The sequence below is a fragment of the Pseudomonas sp. EA_65y_Pfl1_P113 genome, from assembly GCF_963970525.1.
In the GTDB taxonomy this organism is placed as follows: Bacteria; Pseudomonadota; Gammaproteobacteria; order Pseudomonadales; family Pseudomonadaceae; genus Aquipseudomonas; species Aquipseudomonas tritici.
The window spans coordinates 80,661-98,303 of record NZ_CAXAQM010000015.1; the positions used below are offsets into that span (position 1 = coordinate 80,661).

The 17,643-nt window shown below is 61.1% G+C and carries 11 protein-coding genes and 1 pseudogene; 5 read left to right on the forward strand and 7 right to left on the reverse strand.

Translation table 11 applies throughout. The annotated features are described in order from the left end of the window. The 5 genes and pseudogenes from accC to AACY52_RS15705 all read right to left on the reverse strand — a co-directional run bounded on the left by accC (position 1) and on the right by AACY52_RS15705 (position 6,260). Complete coding sequence (gene accC, locus AACY52_RS15685; RefSeq protein WP_339415761.1) at positions 1-1,362, reverse strand: acetyl-CoA carboxylase biotin carboxylase subunit; 1,362 nt, start codon at positions 1,360-1,362, stop codon at positions 1-3. Positions 1,363-1,379: 17 nt separating this feature from the next. Next, positions 1,380-1,841 carry an acetyl-CoA carboxylase biotin carboxyl carrier protein gene (gene accB / locus AACY52_RS15690; protein ID WP_012721998.1) on the reverse strand — a complete coding sequence of 154 codons (462 nt, stop codon included), beginning with the start codon at positions 1,839-1,841 and terminating at the stop codon, positions 1,380-1,382. Between the two features lie 24 nt (positions 1,842-1,865). After that, positions 1,866-2,321 carry a type II 3-dehydroquinate dehydratase gene (gene aroQ / locus AACY52_RS15695; protein ID WP_012721999.1) on the reverse strand — a complete coding sequence of 152 codons (456 nt, stop codon included), beginning with the start codon at positions 2,319-2,321 and terminating at the stop codon, positions 1,866-1,868. A 253-nt stretch (positions 2,322-2,574) separates the two neighbouring features. After that, a pseudogene (locus AACY52_RS32265) lies at positions 2,575-3,090 on the reverse strand (methyl-accepting chemotaxis protein); the annotation flags it as partial. Positions 3,091-4,589: 1,499 nt separating this feature from the next. After that, on the reverse strand, positions 4,590-6,260 hold the full coding sequence (locus AACY52_RS15705; RefSeq protein WP_339415764.1) for a PleD family two-component system response regulator: 1,671 nt from the start codon (positions 6,258-6,260) through the stop codon (positions 4,590-4,592). Between the two features lie 299 nt (positions 6,261-6,559). On the opposite strand from AACY52_RS15705, the gene AACY52_RS15710 reads away from it, so the two are divergent. The 4 genes from AACY52_RS15710 (at position 6,560) to speA (ending at position 10,683) form a co-directional block, all read left to right on the forward strand. Further along, positions 6,560-7,627, forward strand: a complete 1,068-nt coding sequence (locus AACY52_RS15710; protein ID WP_339415765.1) for a DUF2333 family protein — start codon at positions 6,560-6,562, stop codon at positions 7,625-7,627. A gap of 2 nt (positions 7,628-7,629) precedes the next feature. Then, complete coding sequence (locus AACY52_RS15715) at positions 7,630-8,166, forward strand: NUDIX domain-containing protein (protein ID WP_339415766.1); 537 nt, start codon at positions 7,630-7,632, stop codon at positions 8,164-8,166. A gap of 89 nt (positions 8,167-8,255) precedes the next feature. After that, positions 8,256-8,627: a translation initiation factor Sui1 gene (locus tag AACY52_RS15720; protein ID WP_339415767.1), complete on the forward strand. Its 372-nt coding sequence runs from the start codon at positions 8,256-8,258 to the stop codon at positions 8,625-8,627. A 142-nt stretch (positions 8,628-8,769) separates the two neighbouring features. After that, positions 8,770-10,683 (forward strand): arginine decarboxylase, encoded by a 1,914-nt coding sequence (gene speA / locus AACY52_RS15725; protein WP_339415768.1) that lies wholly within the window; start codon positions 8,770-8,772, stop codon positions 10,681-10,683. Positions 10,684-10,748: 65 nt separating this feature from the next. Here speA and AACY52_RS15730 read toward each other — a convergent pair whose 3' ends face one another. Further along, positions 10,749-12,092, reverse strand: a complete 1,344-nt coding sequence (locus AACY52_RS15730; protein WP_339415769.1) for an MATE family efflux transporter — start codon at positions 12,090-12,092, stop codon at positions 10,749-10,751. 237 nt (positions 12,093-12,329) lie between these two features. On the opposite strand from AACY52_RS15730, the gene AACY52_RS15735 reads away from it, so the two are divergent. Next, the gene (locus tag AACY52_RS15735; RefSeq protein ID WP_339560602.1) at positions 12,330-17,228 is read left to right on the forward strand and encodes an alpha-2-macroglobulin; all 4,899 of its coding nucleotides are present in this window, start codon (positions 12,330-12,332) and stop codon (positions 17,226-17,228) included. A 77-nt stretch (positions 17,229-17,305) separates the two neighbouring features. Here the strand turns inward: AACY52_RS15735 and AACY52_RS15740 are convergent, their stop codons facing one another. Further along, entirely contained in the window at positions 17,306-17,599 is a 294-nt protein-coding gene (locus AACY52_RS15740; RefSeq protein WP_339415771.1) for a hypothetical protein, read from the reverse strand. Positions 17,600-17,643: the final 44 nt, after the last annotated feature.

Consider the following 17,643-nt stretch of genomic DNA (forward strand, 5'->3'; position numbering starts at 1 on the left):
TTACTGGTTGGCCAGCTTGTGTTCCAGGTAGTGAATGTTCACACCACCCTCGCAGAAGCCTTCATCGCGAACCAGGTCCCGGTGCAGCGGGATGTTGGTCTTGATGCCGTCGACCACGATTTCGTCCAGGGCGTTACGCATACGGGCCATAGCCTCGTCGCGGGTAGCGCCCCAGGTGATCAGCTTGCCGATCAGCGAGTCGTAGTTGGACGGAACCTTGTAGCCGCTGTACAGGTGCGAATCGACGCGAACGCCGTTGCCGCCTGGCGCATGGAAATGCTTGACCAGGCCTGGACTTGGCATAAAGGTTTTCGGGTCTTCGGCGTTGATCCGGCACTCCAGGGAGTGGCCGTGGATCTTCACGTCGTCCTGTGTGAAAGACAGCACGTTGCCAGCGGCGATGCTGAGCATCTCTTTGACGATGTCGATACCGGTGACCATCTCCGAAACCGGGTGCTCTACCTGCACACGAGTGTTCATCTCGATGAAGTAGAAACGACCGTTCTCGTAGAGGAACTCGAAGGTACCGGCGCCACGGTAGTTGATGTCGATGCACGCCTTGACGCAGCGAGCCAGCACTTCCGCGCGCGCTTTCTCGTCCAGACCCGGTGCCGGCGCTTCTTCCAGCACCTTCTGGTGACGACGTTGCAGGGAGCAATCGCGGTCGCCCAGGTGGATGGCGTGGCCCTGGCCGTCGGACAGTACCTGCACTTCCACGTGACGTGGGTTGGTCAGGTACTTTTCCAGGTAGACCATTGGGTTGCCGAACCAGGCGCCCGCTTCGGAGCGCGTCTGCTTGGCGGCCTCGATCAGGTCTTCTTCCTTGTGCACCACGCGCATGCCGCGACCACCACCGCCACCGGCGGCCTTGATGATTACCGGGTAACCGACTTCGCGACCAATGCGCAGAGCGGTTTCCTCGTCTTCAGGCAGCGGGCCGTCGGAGCCAGGAACGGTGGGCACGCCGGCCGCGATCATGGCGTCCTTGGCTGAGACCTTGTCACCCATCAGGCGAATGGTGTCGGCTTTCGGGCCGATGAAGGCGAAGCCGGATTTTTCCACTTGTTCGGCGAAATCGGCGTTTTCCGCGAGGAAGCCGTAACCCGGGTGGATGCCATCAGCGCCGGTCACTTCAGCGGCCGCGATGATGTTCGAGACTTTCAGGTACGAGTTCGTGGCCAGTGGCGGGCCGATGCAGATGCTTTCGTCCGCCAGTTTCACGTGCATCAATTCGGTATCGGCCGTCGAGTAAACAGCGACGGTCTTGATGCCCTCTTCCTTACAGGCGCGCAGGATACGCAGCGCGATCTCGCCGCGGTTAGCGATCAGGACTTTTTGCAGTTTCTTCGCAGGTTTCAACATCGAAGGCGCTCCGCGGTTCAAACGATGGTGAACAGCGGCTGGTCGTACTCAACCGGCTGACCGTTTTCTACCAGGATGGATTCGATGACGCCGGCTTTCTCAGCGGTGATGTGGTTCATCATCTTCATCGCTTCAACGATGCAGATGGTGTCGCCCACTTTCACCGTCTTGCCGACTTCAACGAAGGCTGGCGAAGTGGGTGCCGGGGTGCGGTAGAAAGTACCGACCATTGGCGACTTGACCACGAAACCGTTCAGCGCAGGCGCTGCGGGTGCTGCAGGTGCGGCGGCAGCAGGTGCGGCGGCCGGAGCAGCAGCGGCCGGAGCCGGCGCTTGCATCTGTGGCGCGTAGAACTGTTGGGCTGGCGTCTTGCTGTGACGGCTGATCCGTACGGACTCTTCGCCTTCCTTGATTTCCAGCTCGTCGATACCGGATTCTTCCAGCAGCTCGATCAGTTTCTTAACTTTACGGATATCCATGAATCATCAACTCCCAAGGGTCGGTCAGGGGCGCTTGGCCGGTTGTTCAAGCTGTTCCAGGGCGGCCTCCAGGGCCAGTCGGTAACCGCTGGCGCCAAGGCCGCAGATCACTCCTACCGCTACGTCGGAGAAGTAAGAGTGATGGCGGAAAGGTTCACGTTTGTGCACGTTCGACAAATGCACTTCGATGAATGGGATGCTCACCGCCAGCAGCGCGTCACGTAATGCAACGCTTGTGTGCGTAAAAGCGGCGGGATTGATCAGGATAAAGTCCACGCCTTCGCCGCGCGCGGCATGGATGCGATCAATCAATTCGTACTCGGCATTGCTTTGCAGGTAGAGCAGATGGTGGCCGGCTTCACGCGCCCTGCGCTCAAGATCGAGGTTGATCTGATCCAGGGTAACTGCCCCGTAGACGCCCGGTTCACGGGTGCCGAGCAGGTTCAGGTTGGGTCCGTGAAGAACCAGTAAGGTCGCCATCGGCTGTTCCTTGTTATTGATGTGAGTACGGCAGAACCCGGCGACTATGCCGCAAAGCCTTTGTGACTGTCCAGTTCTATGCAGTAGGCAGCACGATTAGCGAGGATAGCGAAAAGTATGTGACCAAGTAGTGGGTTCTGGTCATTGATAATACGGTTCTGAGTGCACTGAAGATCAAATGTGGGAGGGAGCAAGCCCGCACACATTTCTGATCTCCATATGATTTTGGATCGTCGTGAGGCGGGAGATCGGATTAGACGCGGAAGGCTTGCACCGCAGTATTGAGCTGCCCACCGAGGACCAACAAGTGCTCGCCCTGGCGGCGTCCCTGACCAATGCGCAGCAAGTTATCCTCACCCATCTGATGAATCCGCTCGCTGTTATCGCGAATCTCACTCACGGCCCCACTCTGCTGCGCCGTCACATCGGCGATGCGCACGGCGGTGTCGGAAATGGTCTGGATCGCGCCGACGATCTCATCCAGTGCTCCGTCCACCGCCTGGGCCTGCTGGGCGGTGGCTTCGGCGTGTTCGACCTGGGCGCGCATGCCTTGCACGGATTGATGGGCGGCGCTTTGCAGGCCGGCAATCAGGGTCTGGATCTGCGCCGTGGCGCCAGCGGTGCGTTGAGCTAGGGAGCGGACTTCGTCGGCGACTACGGCAAAACCACGTCCGGCTTCACCGGCACGGGCGGCCTCGATGGCGGCGTTGAGGGCCAGCAGATTGGTCTGGTCGGCAATCGCGCGAATCACCGTGAGCACGCCGCCGATGGTGGCGGATTCTTCGGCGAGTTTTTCGATCATCTGCGCGTTTTGCTGCACTTCACCCACCAGGGCGTGCAGCCCGGTCAGGCTCAGGCCGATCACGCGTTGGCCTTGCTCTACCGCTTGGCCGGCACTGCGACTGGCGTCCGCGGCCTGGCTGGCATCGCCGGCGACTTGCTGGATGGTCGCTTCCAGTTCCCCCAGCGAGTCGCGGATCTGCGCGGTATCGCCGGCTTGGCGTTCGGCGCCGTCATGCAGGCCGCTGCTCAGTTCGGCAAGGGCGCGGCTGCTGCCGGCAACTTCCTCGGCGTTGCCGCGAATAGTGCCCACCAGGTCCACCAGGTAGGCGCGCAGACGGTTCAAGGAGGCTTCGATATCGTGCAGCTCGCGGTTGGTCTTGCCCAAGGCAATCGGCTGGCTGAAGTCGCCTTCGGCCCAGGTCGATAAGGCCGGTGCCAAGTTGGTCAGCACCCGCGCCAGGCGGCGTTGCAAGGTGTCGATCAACAGCGCGATCAGCAGGATCAGGCCGATCATCACGCCTTGCAGCAGGCGCACTTCGCCCTGGATCTTGCCGTGCTGCGCGCGCACCACGGGCTCCAGACCGGCGATGGCTTGCTGCACGGCGTTGATTTTCAGGTGGGTAGCGGCGGCCAGTTCGGCGCGTTGCTGGATCTGTTCGCGAGTGCGCTTGAGTTCAGCAGGGTAGCGTTTCAGCAGGCTATTGAGTTCGCGCTTGAGGTCGACGCCGGTGTCCTGTGCTTCAGTTTTTTCAGTGTTTTCCAGGCCCATCAGCGCGGAAAAATCATCCGCGCTGGATTCGGCGCTGGCCTTCACGCCCAACAGCGGCAGTTGTTCCAGCACATCCGCCTGGCTGCGGATATTGCCGACTTCGCGCTCCACATCATCAGCCAGTTCCGCGCGCCCGCTGCTCACCAGTTTGTCGCGGGCCAGCGACAGTTTGGCCAGATGCTGGGACGCCGCCAGCAGTGGCGGCAGGTAACGTGCGGCCTCTGCAGAGTTGACGCCGATGGCGTACTGGCTCAGTTGCTCCAGGTTCGCGCCGAGTTCGCGCTCGGCTTGCAGCAGCAGGGCCTGTGGGTCACCCGCTAATTTGCCGGCGGCGAGCAGGTCGGTCTTGCTGAAGGCATCCAGGTCCACCAGGCTGGGGCGCACGTTTTGCGCCAGGTCGACGGGCAGTTGATCCAGATCCAGCAACAGGCTTTCCAGGCTCTGGCTGGCGCTGCTCAGGCGCAGGGCGTCGCCGCTGGCCATGTAATCGTCAATATTGCGCGCGGCCTGGTTCTGAAATGCCTGCGACAGGCCCAGGTAGCGCTCCATCAATAAATACGGCCGTTCCAAAGCGCGCTGCGACCACCACAGCGTCGCCCCGAGCGCCAGGCACACGGCCACCAGAAGAAGGGTATTGAGATTGGTCAGCAGCTTCAGGCGCATGCGTGGTTTCAACCGACAGCAAAAGATAAGTGCCTGAAGTTATTGCGTTTCTATTACAGCGTTATGACTGAATTGGTGAATTCAGGTGAAAAGATGGCACTTTGCCTTGGCGTGTGCGTCCCTTGCACGCGGTTACGCCCGGCATTCTTGGCACGGTACAGCGCTTCATCGGCCTGGGCGGCCATCATCAGGCTGTCGGAACCGTCGCCCAGTTCCACCAGCCCTGCACTGAAGGTGCACCACAAATCCTCGGGCTGGGCCGGGTAGTGGATTTCCGCAAAGCGCTCACGGATTTCATCCAGCACCTTGCAGGCCGATTCCAGGTCGGTGTCTGGCATCACGATGGCGAATTCTTCGCCGCCGTAGCGCCCGATGTAGTCGGTCTTGCGCAGTCGCTGCTTGAGAAACAGCGCCAGGCTCTTGATCACTCGGTCGCCCATGGGGTGGCCGTGGCTGTCATTGACCCGCTTGAAGTGGTCGATATCGAGCATGGCAAAGCTCAGCGGCTTGTTTTCGCGGCGCGCGCGGAAGCTGCAGTCTTCGAGCAATTGCAGGATATGGGTGTGGTTGTACAGGCCGGTCAGGCTGTCGCGCACCATCCGTGCCTTGAGGTTGCGCGCACGTGCCGCGCGGTTGCGCACGGTGGTGATCAGGTGGCGCGGCTTGATCGGCTTGGTGAGGAAGTCGTCGCCGCCTTCACTCATGGCGTCCAGTTGCTTGTCCAGGTCGTCCTCGGCCGAAAGGTAAATGATCGGCACGCTGACGTAGCGGTCGTTGTGCCGGATGACCTTGGCCAGTTCGGTACCGGTACAGGCGGGCATGTACATGTCGAGGATGATCAGGTCCGGTTGGAAATCCGCCAGCTCGGCCATGGCCTGGATCGGTTCGATCAGCGTGCGGGTGACGATGCCTGCACTGTTGAGCAGCCGCTCGGTGTGCAGTGCCTGCGCCCGCGAGTCATCGATGATCAGCACTTTATACGGCTCGTACTGGGCGACGCAGGTCAGTACTTCGATTTTTTCCAGCAGGCTGGAGGCTTCCAGGGTGCCGGTAAGAAATTCCTGGCCCCCGGCGCGCACGGCGGCCAGGCGAGTCGGCGTATCGGTTTCGTGCAGGCTGAAAAACAGCAGCGGCAGCTTGTGCTCCAGGCCTTCCTGGGCTTCGGCGGCAAGCTTGAGCCCCAGCCCTGCGCCGCAGAAATCCACATCCATCACAATCGCCGAAGGCAAGCGCTCGGCCATCGACGCGCGAAATGCCGCCACGCTGTCGAGGGATTGGGCGCTCATGCCAAAGAATTCCAGTTGCTTGGCCAGGCGCTCGGCGCGATCGTGATCGGCCAGCATCACGTAGATTGGCTTGCGCATCGGCGGCAGGAAGGTGTGTTCGAACTGGTCGCCCTGGCGCAGTCCAGTGCGCGACAGGCGCTGCATCAAGCGGTTGAGTTCGGTGATCAGTTGGCTGCTCAGGCGGCCACGGTTGTCGTCCACCGCTTTGAGTGATTCGCCGATATGCCGCGCCAATTGGCCGTGCTCGGGTTGTTCGAAGCGCTCGGCAAAGCGCAGCAGGCGCAAATTGGCTTCGCTGAGTTCGCAGAGGTCGGCGCTGGACCATTCGCTGCGTTGCAGGCGCTGCCAGATCTCAAGAATTTGACGTGCCTGATGAATTACCCGCTGGGCAAAATGCTGCTTGAGACGCTCACGGCTGGGGTCTTCTGGCTCGGTCATATCCTGACTACTAGTTAGGGGGCACGCTGAGGTCCAATAATGGCTCTATGCTAGCACTATCTTTCCGATGGAATGAGTGTCTTGCGTCAATAAACTGCTCTTCCCTGATAGTCATTTGCTGACCCAGTGGTCGCGCAGCGGAAAAAGCGTGCATCCTTTATAGTCGAACTCTCCCTGTTCGCCAGTTTGGCGAAAAGCCCCGCATGGGCGGGCACGATGGGGTAGGGTTGTGGTCGGAGTGTTTGAACGCACGCCATCAATTCAAGTGCATGAACTCAAGTGATTGAAAGGATATCGCCATGCTGGACTGGAAAAACCGTGCAGGCAGCGCCAAAGGCCCTGCGCCTGAGCCCAAGTCGGCCAACCGCAGCTACTTCCGTACGCTGCTGCTGAGCCGGGCGTTGCTGAGCGTCCTCTGCCTGTACCTGTTGGTCACCGGCGCGCTTGGCTGGTACTGGAGCGAAGAGCCGGCGCTGTTTCCGGTCCAGCAAAATGCGCAGATTGCGGCCGAAAAAGACGGCAAGCAGATGGTGTTAGGGTTTACGACCGTCGAAACCCTCAAGACCGTAGCCGGCACCTTGCTGAACAAGCCGGGTGGCTACATTTCCAATGACCGCTTCCCGCCTGGCCTTTGGATGGACAACATGCCGAGTTGGGAATATGGCGTGCTGGTGCAGGTGCGCGACCTGACGCGCGCTCTGCGTAAGGACTTCGCCCGTTCCCAGTCGCAGTCGGCCGAAGACGCCGATTTGGCCAAGGCCGAGCCGCGTTTCAACTTCGGCAATAAGAGCTGGGTGCTGCCGTCCAGTGAGTCGGAGTACCAAGAAGGCATCAACTCTCTGAGCCGTTATGAAACACGTCTGTCTGACCCGAATCAGCGCGGTGCGCTGTTCTATGCCCGTGCCGACAACCTGAACAACTGGCTGGGCGACGTCGCGACCCGCTTGGGTTCGCTGTCGCAACGCCTGTCGGCCAGTGTGGGTCGGGTGAAATTGAACACCGCTCTGAAAACCGAGGCCCTGGCGCCGGGTCAAGTACCGCAGGTCGATGAAGAAGTGGTGGAAACCCCATGGATGCAGATCGATAACGTGTTCTACGAGGCTCGCGGTCAAGCTTGGGCCCTGTCCCACCTGCTGCGTGCCATCGAAGTCGACTTCGCCGACGTGCTGGCCAAGAAAAACGCCACCGTCAGCGTGCGCCAGATCATCCGTGAGCTGGAAGCTTCGCAGGAACCGGTTTGGAGTCCTATGATCCTTAATGGCAGTGGCTTCGGGGTACTGGCGAACCACTCGCTCGTCATGGCCAACTACATTTCCCGGGCAAACGCTGCAGTGATCGACTTGCGTCAGCTCCTCAACCAGGGTTGATGATGGACGCTATTCAAAAAGAGGCCGCGCACCGTGCGGCGTCCGATGCTGAACTGATCTGCTGGGTCGACGAGCAGGACAACCTGCTCGGCACCCTTGTCAGGTCCGATTTGCGCCAACGCGGCCTAATCGGCCGGTGCACCTTTATCTTTCTGTTTAACTCCCAGGGTGAGCTGTGTGTGCATCGGCGAACCCTAAGCAAAGCCATGTATCCCGGTTTCTGGGACACGGCAGCGGGTGGGATGGTGGCGGCGGGCGAGTCGTACGCCTTATCGGCGGCCCGCGAGTTAGAGGAAGAGTTGGGCGTCAGCGGCGTGGCGTTGACTGAGCACGATCATTTCTACTTCGAAGACGGTGACAGCAAACTCTGGTGCAAATCCTACTCCGCTGTCTGGGACGGGCCGCTGCGCCTGCAGCCTGAAGAGGTCATGGAAGCGCGCTTTTTACCTATTGAAACAGTCCTGCAGGAGGCTGAACAAAAGCCTTACTGCCCGGACGCTCAAGAAGGCTTGCGGCGCTATCTGGTGTCACGTCGCTAAAGTTGCATGAAATGGCGCCATTTGGCCCTTAGCAAGTGGACTTTTTGCCGTTACACTGCGCCACTTTTCAGCCCCCAAGAGGATTGCCGGTGGCCAAAAAAGCCGCATCCTTCGCCGCCCTGGGCGGCCTGGTATTTTCCACCGACGCAGGTCGACACTGCCCGGACTGTCGCCAGCCCGTGGACGCGTGTACCTGCAAACAGACCCTGATCCCCGAAGGCGACGGTATTGCCCGCGTGCGACGCGAGAGCAAGGGCCGTGGCGGCAAGACGGTGACCACCATCACCGGCGTGCCGCTGGCAGAAGACGCGCTGAAGGCGCTCGCCACCACGCTGAAAAAGCGCTGTGGCACCGGCGGCGCGTTGAAAGAGGGCGTCATCGAGATCCAGGGCGATCACGTTGAATTGCTGTTGGCCGAGCTGATCAAGCTCGGTTACAAGGCCAAGAAGTCCGGCGGCTGAAAGCCTCTTCCCGACCTGTGTCTAAACTCTGTCCTGCGAATGAGGTCTACCTCCCTCGCAGGCAAATCGTCATTTTCATTCTTTAGACTGCGCCAGCCTCCGCGAGAGGTGGCGCCTTCGCCTTCATTTATAGGGGACTTCGATGTCCGTACGACGCACACGCAAAGACGATGGCAGCCAATGGACAGTTGCGGACAGCCGCAGTGTTTACGGGATCCGCCATTGGGGGGCCGGGTATTTCGCGATCAATGAAGCCGGTCGCGTTGAAGTCCGTCCGAACGGCCCGAACAGCACGCCCGTCGACCTCTACGAGCAAGTCGACGCGTTGCGTAAAAGCGGCCTGTCGCTGCCGTTGCTGGTGCGTTTTCCCGACATTCTGCAAGACCGTGTACGCCAGCTGACCGGCGCCTTCGATTCGAACATCGAGCGCCTGGAATACCAGAGCAAGTACACCGCGCTGTACCCGATCAAGGTGAACCAGCAGGAAGCGGTGATCGAGAACATCATCGCCACCCAGAACGTGTCCATCGGCCTGGAAGCCGGCTCCAAGCCTGAGCTGCTGGCCGTACTGGCCCTGGCGCCGAAGGGCGGCACCATCGTCTGCAACGGTTACAAAGACCGTGAGTTCATCCGCCTCGCGCTGATGGGCCAAAAGCTCGGCCACAACGTGTTCATCGTGATCGAGAAAGAGTCCGAAGTTGAGCTGGTGATCGAAGAGGCCGCCAGCCTCAAGGTCAAGCCACAGGTCGGCCTGCGCGTGCGCTTGTCGTCCCTGGCGTCGAGCAAGTGGGCAGACACCGGTGGCGAGAAGTCCAAGTTCGGTCTGTCGGCGGCGCAACTGCTGTCTGTGGTCGAGCGCTTCCGCGCGGCGGGTCTGGACCAGGGCATTCGCCTGCTGCACTTCCACATGGGCTCGCAGATCGCCAACCTGGCCGACTACCAGCACGGGTTCAAGGAAGCCATTCGTTACTACGGCGAACTGCGCAACCTCGGCTTGCCGGTGGACCACATCGACGTCGGCGGCGGTTTGGGCGTGGACTACGACGGTACGCACTCGCGTAACGCCAGCTCGATCAACTACGACATGGACGACTACGCCGGCGTGGTCGTGGGCATGCTCAAGGAGTTCTGCGACGCGCAGAGCCTGCCGCACCCGAACATCTTCTCTGAAAGCGGCCGCTCGCTGACCGCCCACCACGCCATGCTGGTGGTGCAGGTCACCGACGTCGAGAAACACAACGACGAAATCCCGACCATCGAAAACAAGGAAAGCCTGCCGGAAACCGTGCAATGGCTGGTGGACCTGCTCGGCCCGACCGACATCGAGATGGTCACCGAGACCTACTGGCGCGCCACTCACTACATGAGCGACGTGGCCACCCAGTACGCCGACGGCAAACTGACCCTGGCCGAAAAAGCCCTGGCCGAGCAGTGCTACTTCGCCGTGTGCCGTCGCCTGCATAACTCGTTGAAAGCCCGCCAGCGCTCGCACCGCCAAGTGCTGGACGAACTCAACGACAAGCTGGCCGACAAGTACATCTGCAACTTCTCGGTATTCCAGAGCCTGCCGGACACCTGGGCCATCGGCCAGGTATTGCCGATCCTGCCGCTGCACCGCCTCGACGAAGAGCCGTTGCGCCGTGCCGTACTGCAAGACCTTACCTGTGACTCCGACGGCAAGATCAAGCAGTACGTCGACGAGCAGAGCATCGAGACCAGCCTGCCGGTTCACGCCTTGAAAGAAGGTGAGGACTACTTGCTGGGGATCTTCCTGGTGGGTGCCTACCAGGAAATCCTTGGTGACATGCACAATCTGTTTGGTGACACCGATTCGGTGAACATCTACCAGCGTGAAGATGGGTCGGTGTACAGCGCGGGTATCGAGACCCACGACACTATTGAAGACATGCTGCGGTATGTGCACTTGTCGCCGGAAGAGTTGATGACGCATTACCGCGACAAGTGTGCGAGTGCGAAGATCTCTGCATCTGAGCGTACCCAGTTCCTGGATGCGCTGCGCCTGGGCCTGACCCGCTCTTCGTACCTGTCCTCTTAAGCTGGATTGACATAAATCCCATGTGGGAGCGGGCTTGCTCGCTCCCACATTTGCATCTAATTCCTTCAGTTGCTGCCCAGCCAAAGCCCCTGCCGATTTAAACGCCAGGCAATCGCCCACAGCGTCAAACTGCGCACCGCCATAAACACCAGGAAGGTTATCCACAGCCCGTGGTTACCCAGCCCTTGCAACGCCCAGGCAATGGGCAGCACCACAACCACCGTCAGCAGCATCCCATTGCGCATCTCCCGCGCGCGTGTCGCGCCGATAAACAAACCATCCAGCAAGTAACTCCACACCGCAATCAACGGCAATACCGCGAGGTAAGGCAGGTAGCTGTCGGCGGTTTCGCGCACGCTGGGAATATCGGTCTGCATGGCGATAAACACGTGGCCAGCGACGGTGAACAGCAGCGCGAAACCGACGCTGGCGATCAGCGACCAGCCGCCGGCCACCACCAGCGAACGGCGCAGCGCTGGGCGGTCATGGGCGCCGATAGCGTGACCGCACAGGGCTTCGACGGCGTGAGCCAATCCATCCAGGGCGTGGGCGGTCAGCAACAGGCCGTTGAGCAGTAGCGCGTTGGCGGCCACGGTAGCGTCGCCCAGGCGGGCGCCTTGCACGGTGATCATGAAAAACACCGATTGCAGCGCGAGGCTGCGGATGAAGATGTCGCGGTTGACCGCCAGCAGTGGACGCCAGCTTTCCCACAACTTCAGTGCCGCCCAGGCGATGTGACCGGGGTAGGCGCGCAGGGCTTTTTGCGTCAGTGCGAGGCCCAGCAGGGCGCCGGTCCATTCAGCAACAACCGAGGCGCGCGCGGAGCCGACCACACCCCAATCCAGGCCCAGTACGAACCACAGGTTCAGGGCGATGTTGACCAGGTTGGTGGTCAACAGAATCGCCAGCGGCGCGCGGGCGTTTTGTGTGCCGAGGAACCAACCGACCAGCGCGTAGCTGGCCAGCGCGGCGGGCAGGCCGAACAGACGGGTGTGGAAGAAATCCTGCGTCAGTTGATTGAGCTCGGGGGAGGGCTGCATCCACTGCAACGCCAGATGGCTCAGCGGGATGCCCACGGTGCCGAGCAGCATCGCCAGGCCCAGTGCCAACAGCAAACCTTGCAGCAGGATTTGCCGCAGCGCCGCCCCATCATTGCGCCCGGCAGCTTGGGCGGCGAAACCGGTGGAGCCCATGCGCAGGAAACCCATGGCCCAGGCGAGGAAGGTATACAGGCTGGCACCGACGGCCACGGCACCCAGTTGGTGGGCGTGGGGCAGGTGGCCGATGACCATGCTGTCGACCAGCGCTACGAGCGGCACCGAGATGTTCGAAAGAATCATAGGCGCGGCCAGGGCCCAGACGCGGCGGTGGGTGGGGCGGTGGCGCCAGTCGGTGAGCAGGTTGGTCATGGGGGCTCCTTGGGAGAGCAGCAGTGTAACTGGCCGTCAGACACGCCGCAGAACCAATGTGGGAGCAGCCAAGCCAGGTCCCACATTTTGATCTTCAGTGCTTGTGGGATTTGGCTGGGGCTGGGGGGCAGCTCAGAACCAAACCACCCTCCGTCGGTCAATGTGAGCAGCATCTCATCGGCCCCACTCTGGCTGATATATAGTTAGCCCTTCGGTCCCTCTCACTACGAGTGTCTCATGCTTAACAAAGGATTGTTCCTGGCCTGCGCGCTGGCACTGCTCAGCGCCTGCGATTCTTCCGATAAACCGACTGCTCCGAGCGCTCCTGCGGTGGCAACGGTTGCAACCACGCCGGCTAAAGCGGCGGTGGATGTGGCGGCGCTGAAGCAACGCTACGCCGGGCGTGAGTTGAGCGTGGTGGACGTGTCTGAAGTGCAGCTCGATGGGGCCAGTACCTTGTCGGTGAGCTTTTCCATTCCGCTGGACCGCGATCAGAAATTCGCCGACAAATTGCACTTGGTGGACAGCAAGTCCGGCAAGGTCGATGGCGCCTGGGAAATCTCCGAAAACCTCATGGAACTGCGCCTTCGCCACCTGGAGCCACAGCGCAAACTGGTGCTTACGGTGGATGCCGGGGTGAAGGCGGTCAACGACAACACGCTCGCCGCCGAGTACATCGCCCGTCTGGAAACCCGCGACCTGCAAGCCACTGTCGGCTTCGCCAGCCGTGGCACCTTGTTGCCGACGCGCCTGGCCGAAGGCCTGCCAGTGATCGCGCTGAACGTCGACAAGATCGACGTCGAGTTCTTCCGCATCAAGCCCGAATCCTTGCCGTCATTCCTGGCGCAGTGGGGGCGTAATACCAGCCTGCAAAGTTACGAATCCCGCGAACTGCTGCCGCTGGCCGACCTGGTCTACGGTGGCCGTTTCGACTTGAACCCAGCGCGCAACACCCGCGAAACCCTTTTACTGCCGATCGCCGGCCTCAAGCAATTGCAGCAGCCGGGCGTGTACCTGGCGGTGATGCGTGCGTCGGGCACCTACAACTATTCGCAACCGGCCACGCTGTTCACCTTGAGTGACATCGGCCTGTCGGTGCACCGCTACGCCAACCGATTAGATGTGTTTACCCAGGCGCTGGAAGGCGGCAAGGCACTGGACGGGGTTGACCTCGAAGTGCTCGACGCCGAAGGCCGTGTGTTGGGCCAGGGCAAGACCGAGAAGGGCGGCCACGCTGAGTTGCCGCTGCCGAAAAAGGCTCAGGTGCTCCTGGCCAAGCAGGGTGAGCAGACCAGTCTGTTGCGCCTCGACAGCGCTGCACTGGACCTGGCCGAGTTCGACATTGGCGGCCAGCCTTCCCACCCCTTGCAGTTCTTTGTGTTCGGCCCGCGTGATCTGTATCGCCCCGGTGAAACGGTGCTGCTCAATGCATTGTTGCGGGACAAGGATGGCCATGCCGTCAAACCGCAGCCGGTGAGCGTGGAAGTGCGTCGCCCGGATGAGCAGGTGAGCCGCAAATTTGTCTGGGATGCGGATGCCTCCGGTCTTTATCAATATCCGCTGCAACTGGCCGGCGAAGCGCCGACTGGGCGCTGGCAGTTGGTGTTCGACCTGGGCGATGGCAAACCGCAGTTGTATGAATTTCTCGTTGAAGACTTCCTGCCCGAGCGCCTTGCGCTGGAACTCAAGGGCAGCGACACCGCGCTGAGCCCCGCGGACAACCCGGTCATTCAGGTTAACGGCCGTTACCTGTACGGTGCGCCAGCATCGGGCAACCGCGTCAGTGGTCAGGTTTATGTGCGCCCGTTGCGCGAAGCGGTCAAGTCGTTGCCGGGCTACCAGTTCGGCTCTGTTACCGAAGAAGAGTTGAGCCAGGATTTCGAACTGGATGAAAGCGTGCTCGACGCCAAGGGCCAGGAAGCGCTGACCCTGGAAAGCAAGTGGGCCGACGCGAAGTCGCCGTTGCAATTAATCGTGCAAGCCAGCCTGCAAGAGTCCGGCGGGCGCCCGATCACGCGGCGTCTGGTGCAGCCGATCTGGCCCGCCGAGCAGCTTCCGGGCCTGCGCGGGTTGTTTGACGGCACCGAAACCAATGGCGATGGCCCGGCGGAATTTGAAGTACTGCTGGCCAACCAGTATGGGCAGAAACTCGCCGCGCAAAACCTCAAGGTGCGCCTGGTTCGCGAGCGCCGTGACTATTACTGGAATTACTCAGAGAACGATGGCTGGAGCTATCACTTCAACGAGAAATTCCTCAACCTCGACGAGCAGACCCTGACTATCAAGGCTGGCGACACCGCCAAGGTCAGCTTCCAGGTGGAGTGGGGCCCGTACCGCGTCGAGGTCGAAGACCCGCAGACCGGGTTGGTCAGCAGCCTGCGCTTCTGGGCCGGTTACCAGGCCCAGGACAACACCGAAGGCGGCGCCGTGCGCCCCGATCAGGTCAAGCTGGCGCTGGACAAACCAGCGTATGGCGATGGTGACACCGCCAATGTCACCGTGACGCCACCGGCAGCCGGTAAAGGCTACCTGCTGGTGGAGTCCGCCGAAGGGCCGCTGTGGTGGCAGGAAATCGACGTGCCGGCCGAGGGCAAAAGCTTCGCTGTGAAGCTCGACCCGAAATGGTCGCGGCATGACTTGTACGTGAGTGCCCTGGTGATTCGCCCAGGCGAGCGTAAAGCCAATATCACCCCCAAACGCGCAGTGGGCCTGCTGCACCTGCCGCTGGATCGCACCCAGCGCAAACTGGGCGTGACCCTCACTGCGCCGGAAAAAATGCGCCCCAAACAACCGCTGACGGTGAAGATATCGGCAAAAAATGCCGATGGCAGCGTGCCGAAACAGGTGCACGTACTGGTGGCAGCGGTGGACGTGGGCATCCTCAATATCACCGAATACCCGACACCGGACCCGTACTCCAGCCTGTTCGGCCGCAAGGCGTATGGCGTGGACCAGTTCGATATCTACGGCCAGTTGATCGAGGCCGGCCAGGGTCGCCTGGCCAGCCTGGCGTTTGGTGGTGACGCGGCGCTGGCCAAGGGCGGCAAGCGTCCGGACACCAGTGTGACCATCGTCGCCCTGCAAAGCGCGCCGGTGACGTTGAATGAGCAGGGCGAGGGCGAAGTCAGCGTCAACATTCCCGACTTCAACGGCGAACTGCGCCTGATGGCCCAGGCCTGGGGCGATGACCGCTATGGCATGGCCGAAGCCAAGACAGTGATTGCCGCGCCGCTGATTGCCGAACTGTCGGCGCCACGCTTCCTGGCCGGTGGTGACCAGACAACGTTAGCGCTGGACCTGTCCAACCTGTCGGGCAAGGCGCAGAAGCTTGATGTGCAACTGACTGCCGAGGGGCAGTTGGAACTGGTCAACAGTGGCGCGCAAACCGTCGAGCTGACACAAGGCCAACGCACCACGCTGCGCATCCCTGTAAAAGCCTGGGGCGGGTTGGGGCAGGGCAAGGTCAAGGTGACCGTCAATGGGCTGGACTTGCCAGGTGAGCACCTGCCGCCGTTCACGCGTGAATGGACCTTGGGCGTGCGGCCGGCCTATCCGGCACTGCTTAAGCATTATCGCGCGGTACTCAAGGATCAGCCGTGGACCTTGCCACCGGGTACCCTGGATCAATTCGATACCTCGGGGCGTCAGGCGCTGCTGAGCCTGTCGAGCCGGCCGCCGTTGAACCTCGGTGCGCAGATAAGTGCACTCAAAGCTTACCCTTACGGTTGCCTGGAACAGACGGCAAGCGGCCTGTACCCATCGCTGTATGCGGACGATGCGTTGCTCAAGCGCCTGTCGATAAAGGGCGAGTCGGACAGCGAGCGCAAGCGCAAGATCGAGCTGGGCATAGAGCGTTTGCTGGGCATGCAGCGCTACAACGGCAGTTTTGGTTTGTGGGGCGCCGACGGTGAAGAGGAGTACTGGCTGACCGCCTATGTCACCGATTTCCTGTTGCGCGCCCGAGATCAGGGTTTCGCGGTACCGCCTGAAGCCATGAAAAAGGCCAGCGAACGCCTGCTGCGTTATGTACAGGAGCGCAACTTGATCGATGTCGACTACAGCGATAACGCTGATCACACGCGCTTTGCCGTGCAGGCCTACGCCGGCATGGTGTTGGCGCGCAGTCAGCAGGCGCCGTTGGGTGCGTTGCGCAGCATTTTTGAACGACGCAGCGACGCGCGCTCCGGTTTGCCGCTGGTGCAGTTGGCTGTCGCGTTGCAGAAGATGGGCGACCAGCCGCGCGCGGACCAAGCCTTGCTGGCGGGGCTGGCGGCGCAGCGCAGTGCCAGTGAATGGTTGGCCGATTACGGCAGCCCGCTGCGCGACCAGGCAATGATCCTGGCGTTGCTGGAAGAAAATGACTTGGCCAAGGGCAAGCGTGAGGAGCGCTTGTTTACGCTGTCGGATCAACTGGCGGCCAGTGCGTATCTGTCGACCCAGGAGCGTAATTCGCTGTTCCTGGCGGGGCGCCTCGGTTTCGCCAAGCCGGATTCGAACTGGCAGGTGTCGCTCACCGGCAGTGGCGGTGTGCAGGCGTTGAATGATCAGCAGTCGACGCTGGCGCTGGAAGGCAAGCTGCTTTCCAGTGATTTAACCTTGAGCAATCAGGGCGAAACGCCGGTGTATCAGCAACTGACGATTTCGGGTTATCCACAGCTGCCACCGGCTGCCGGCGGCGACAACCTGAGCATTCGCCGTGAGTACCTGGGCATGAATGGCCAGCCGTTGAATCTTCGTAACCTCAACAGTGGGGACCTGGTGCTGGTGCATCTGGCGGTCGGTGCCAAGCAGCGTGTGCCGGATGCCTTGGTGGTGGATTTGCTGCCCGCTGGCCTGGAGCTTGAAAACCAGAACCTGGCGCAGAGTGCCGCCAGCCTGGAGAACGCCAGCAGCCAAGTGAAGGAGTGGCGTGAGTCGATGCAGAACGCGTCGCTCAAGCATCAGGAGTTCAGGGATGATCGGTATGTGGCGGCGATTAATCTGGAGGGGTCTGGCACCACGCACCTGCTGTATCTGGCGCGGGCGGTGACACCGGGGACTTATCGCGTACCACCGCCGCAGGTGGAGTCGATGTATCGGCCGAATTGGCAGGCGGTGGGGGAGACGCCGGCAGATTTGGTGATCAAGGGGCGCTGATATTCCAACATAAAATAGGGGCTAAATGTGGGAGCGGGCTTGCTCGCTCCCACATTAGTTTGGGGATACTCTGTGGGTTAGTGGACGACCCAGCTCAGGAGCCATAGGCCGAGCAGTAGCCAGATGATGCCCATGATGACCGAGGCGCGCATGAAGGCGCGTACGGCTGAATACAGGAATAGCAGGCCGACGATCAGGGTGATGATGCTGATGATCGAGGTATCCATGCCCAAGGTGCGGGACAGGCCTTCGACGAAGTTGCCGCCGGCGTTGGTCAGGGCACCGAACAGGCCGCTGAGGCCGTCGACGATAAAGCGGATGATGGAACCGAGCGCCTGGCCCAGCCATTCGAAAAAGCTTTCTACCTGCATGTGTGTGTCCTGATGAAGAGGTGGGCGTATCCGTGTCTTTGGTT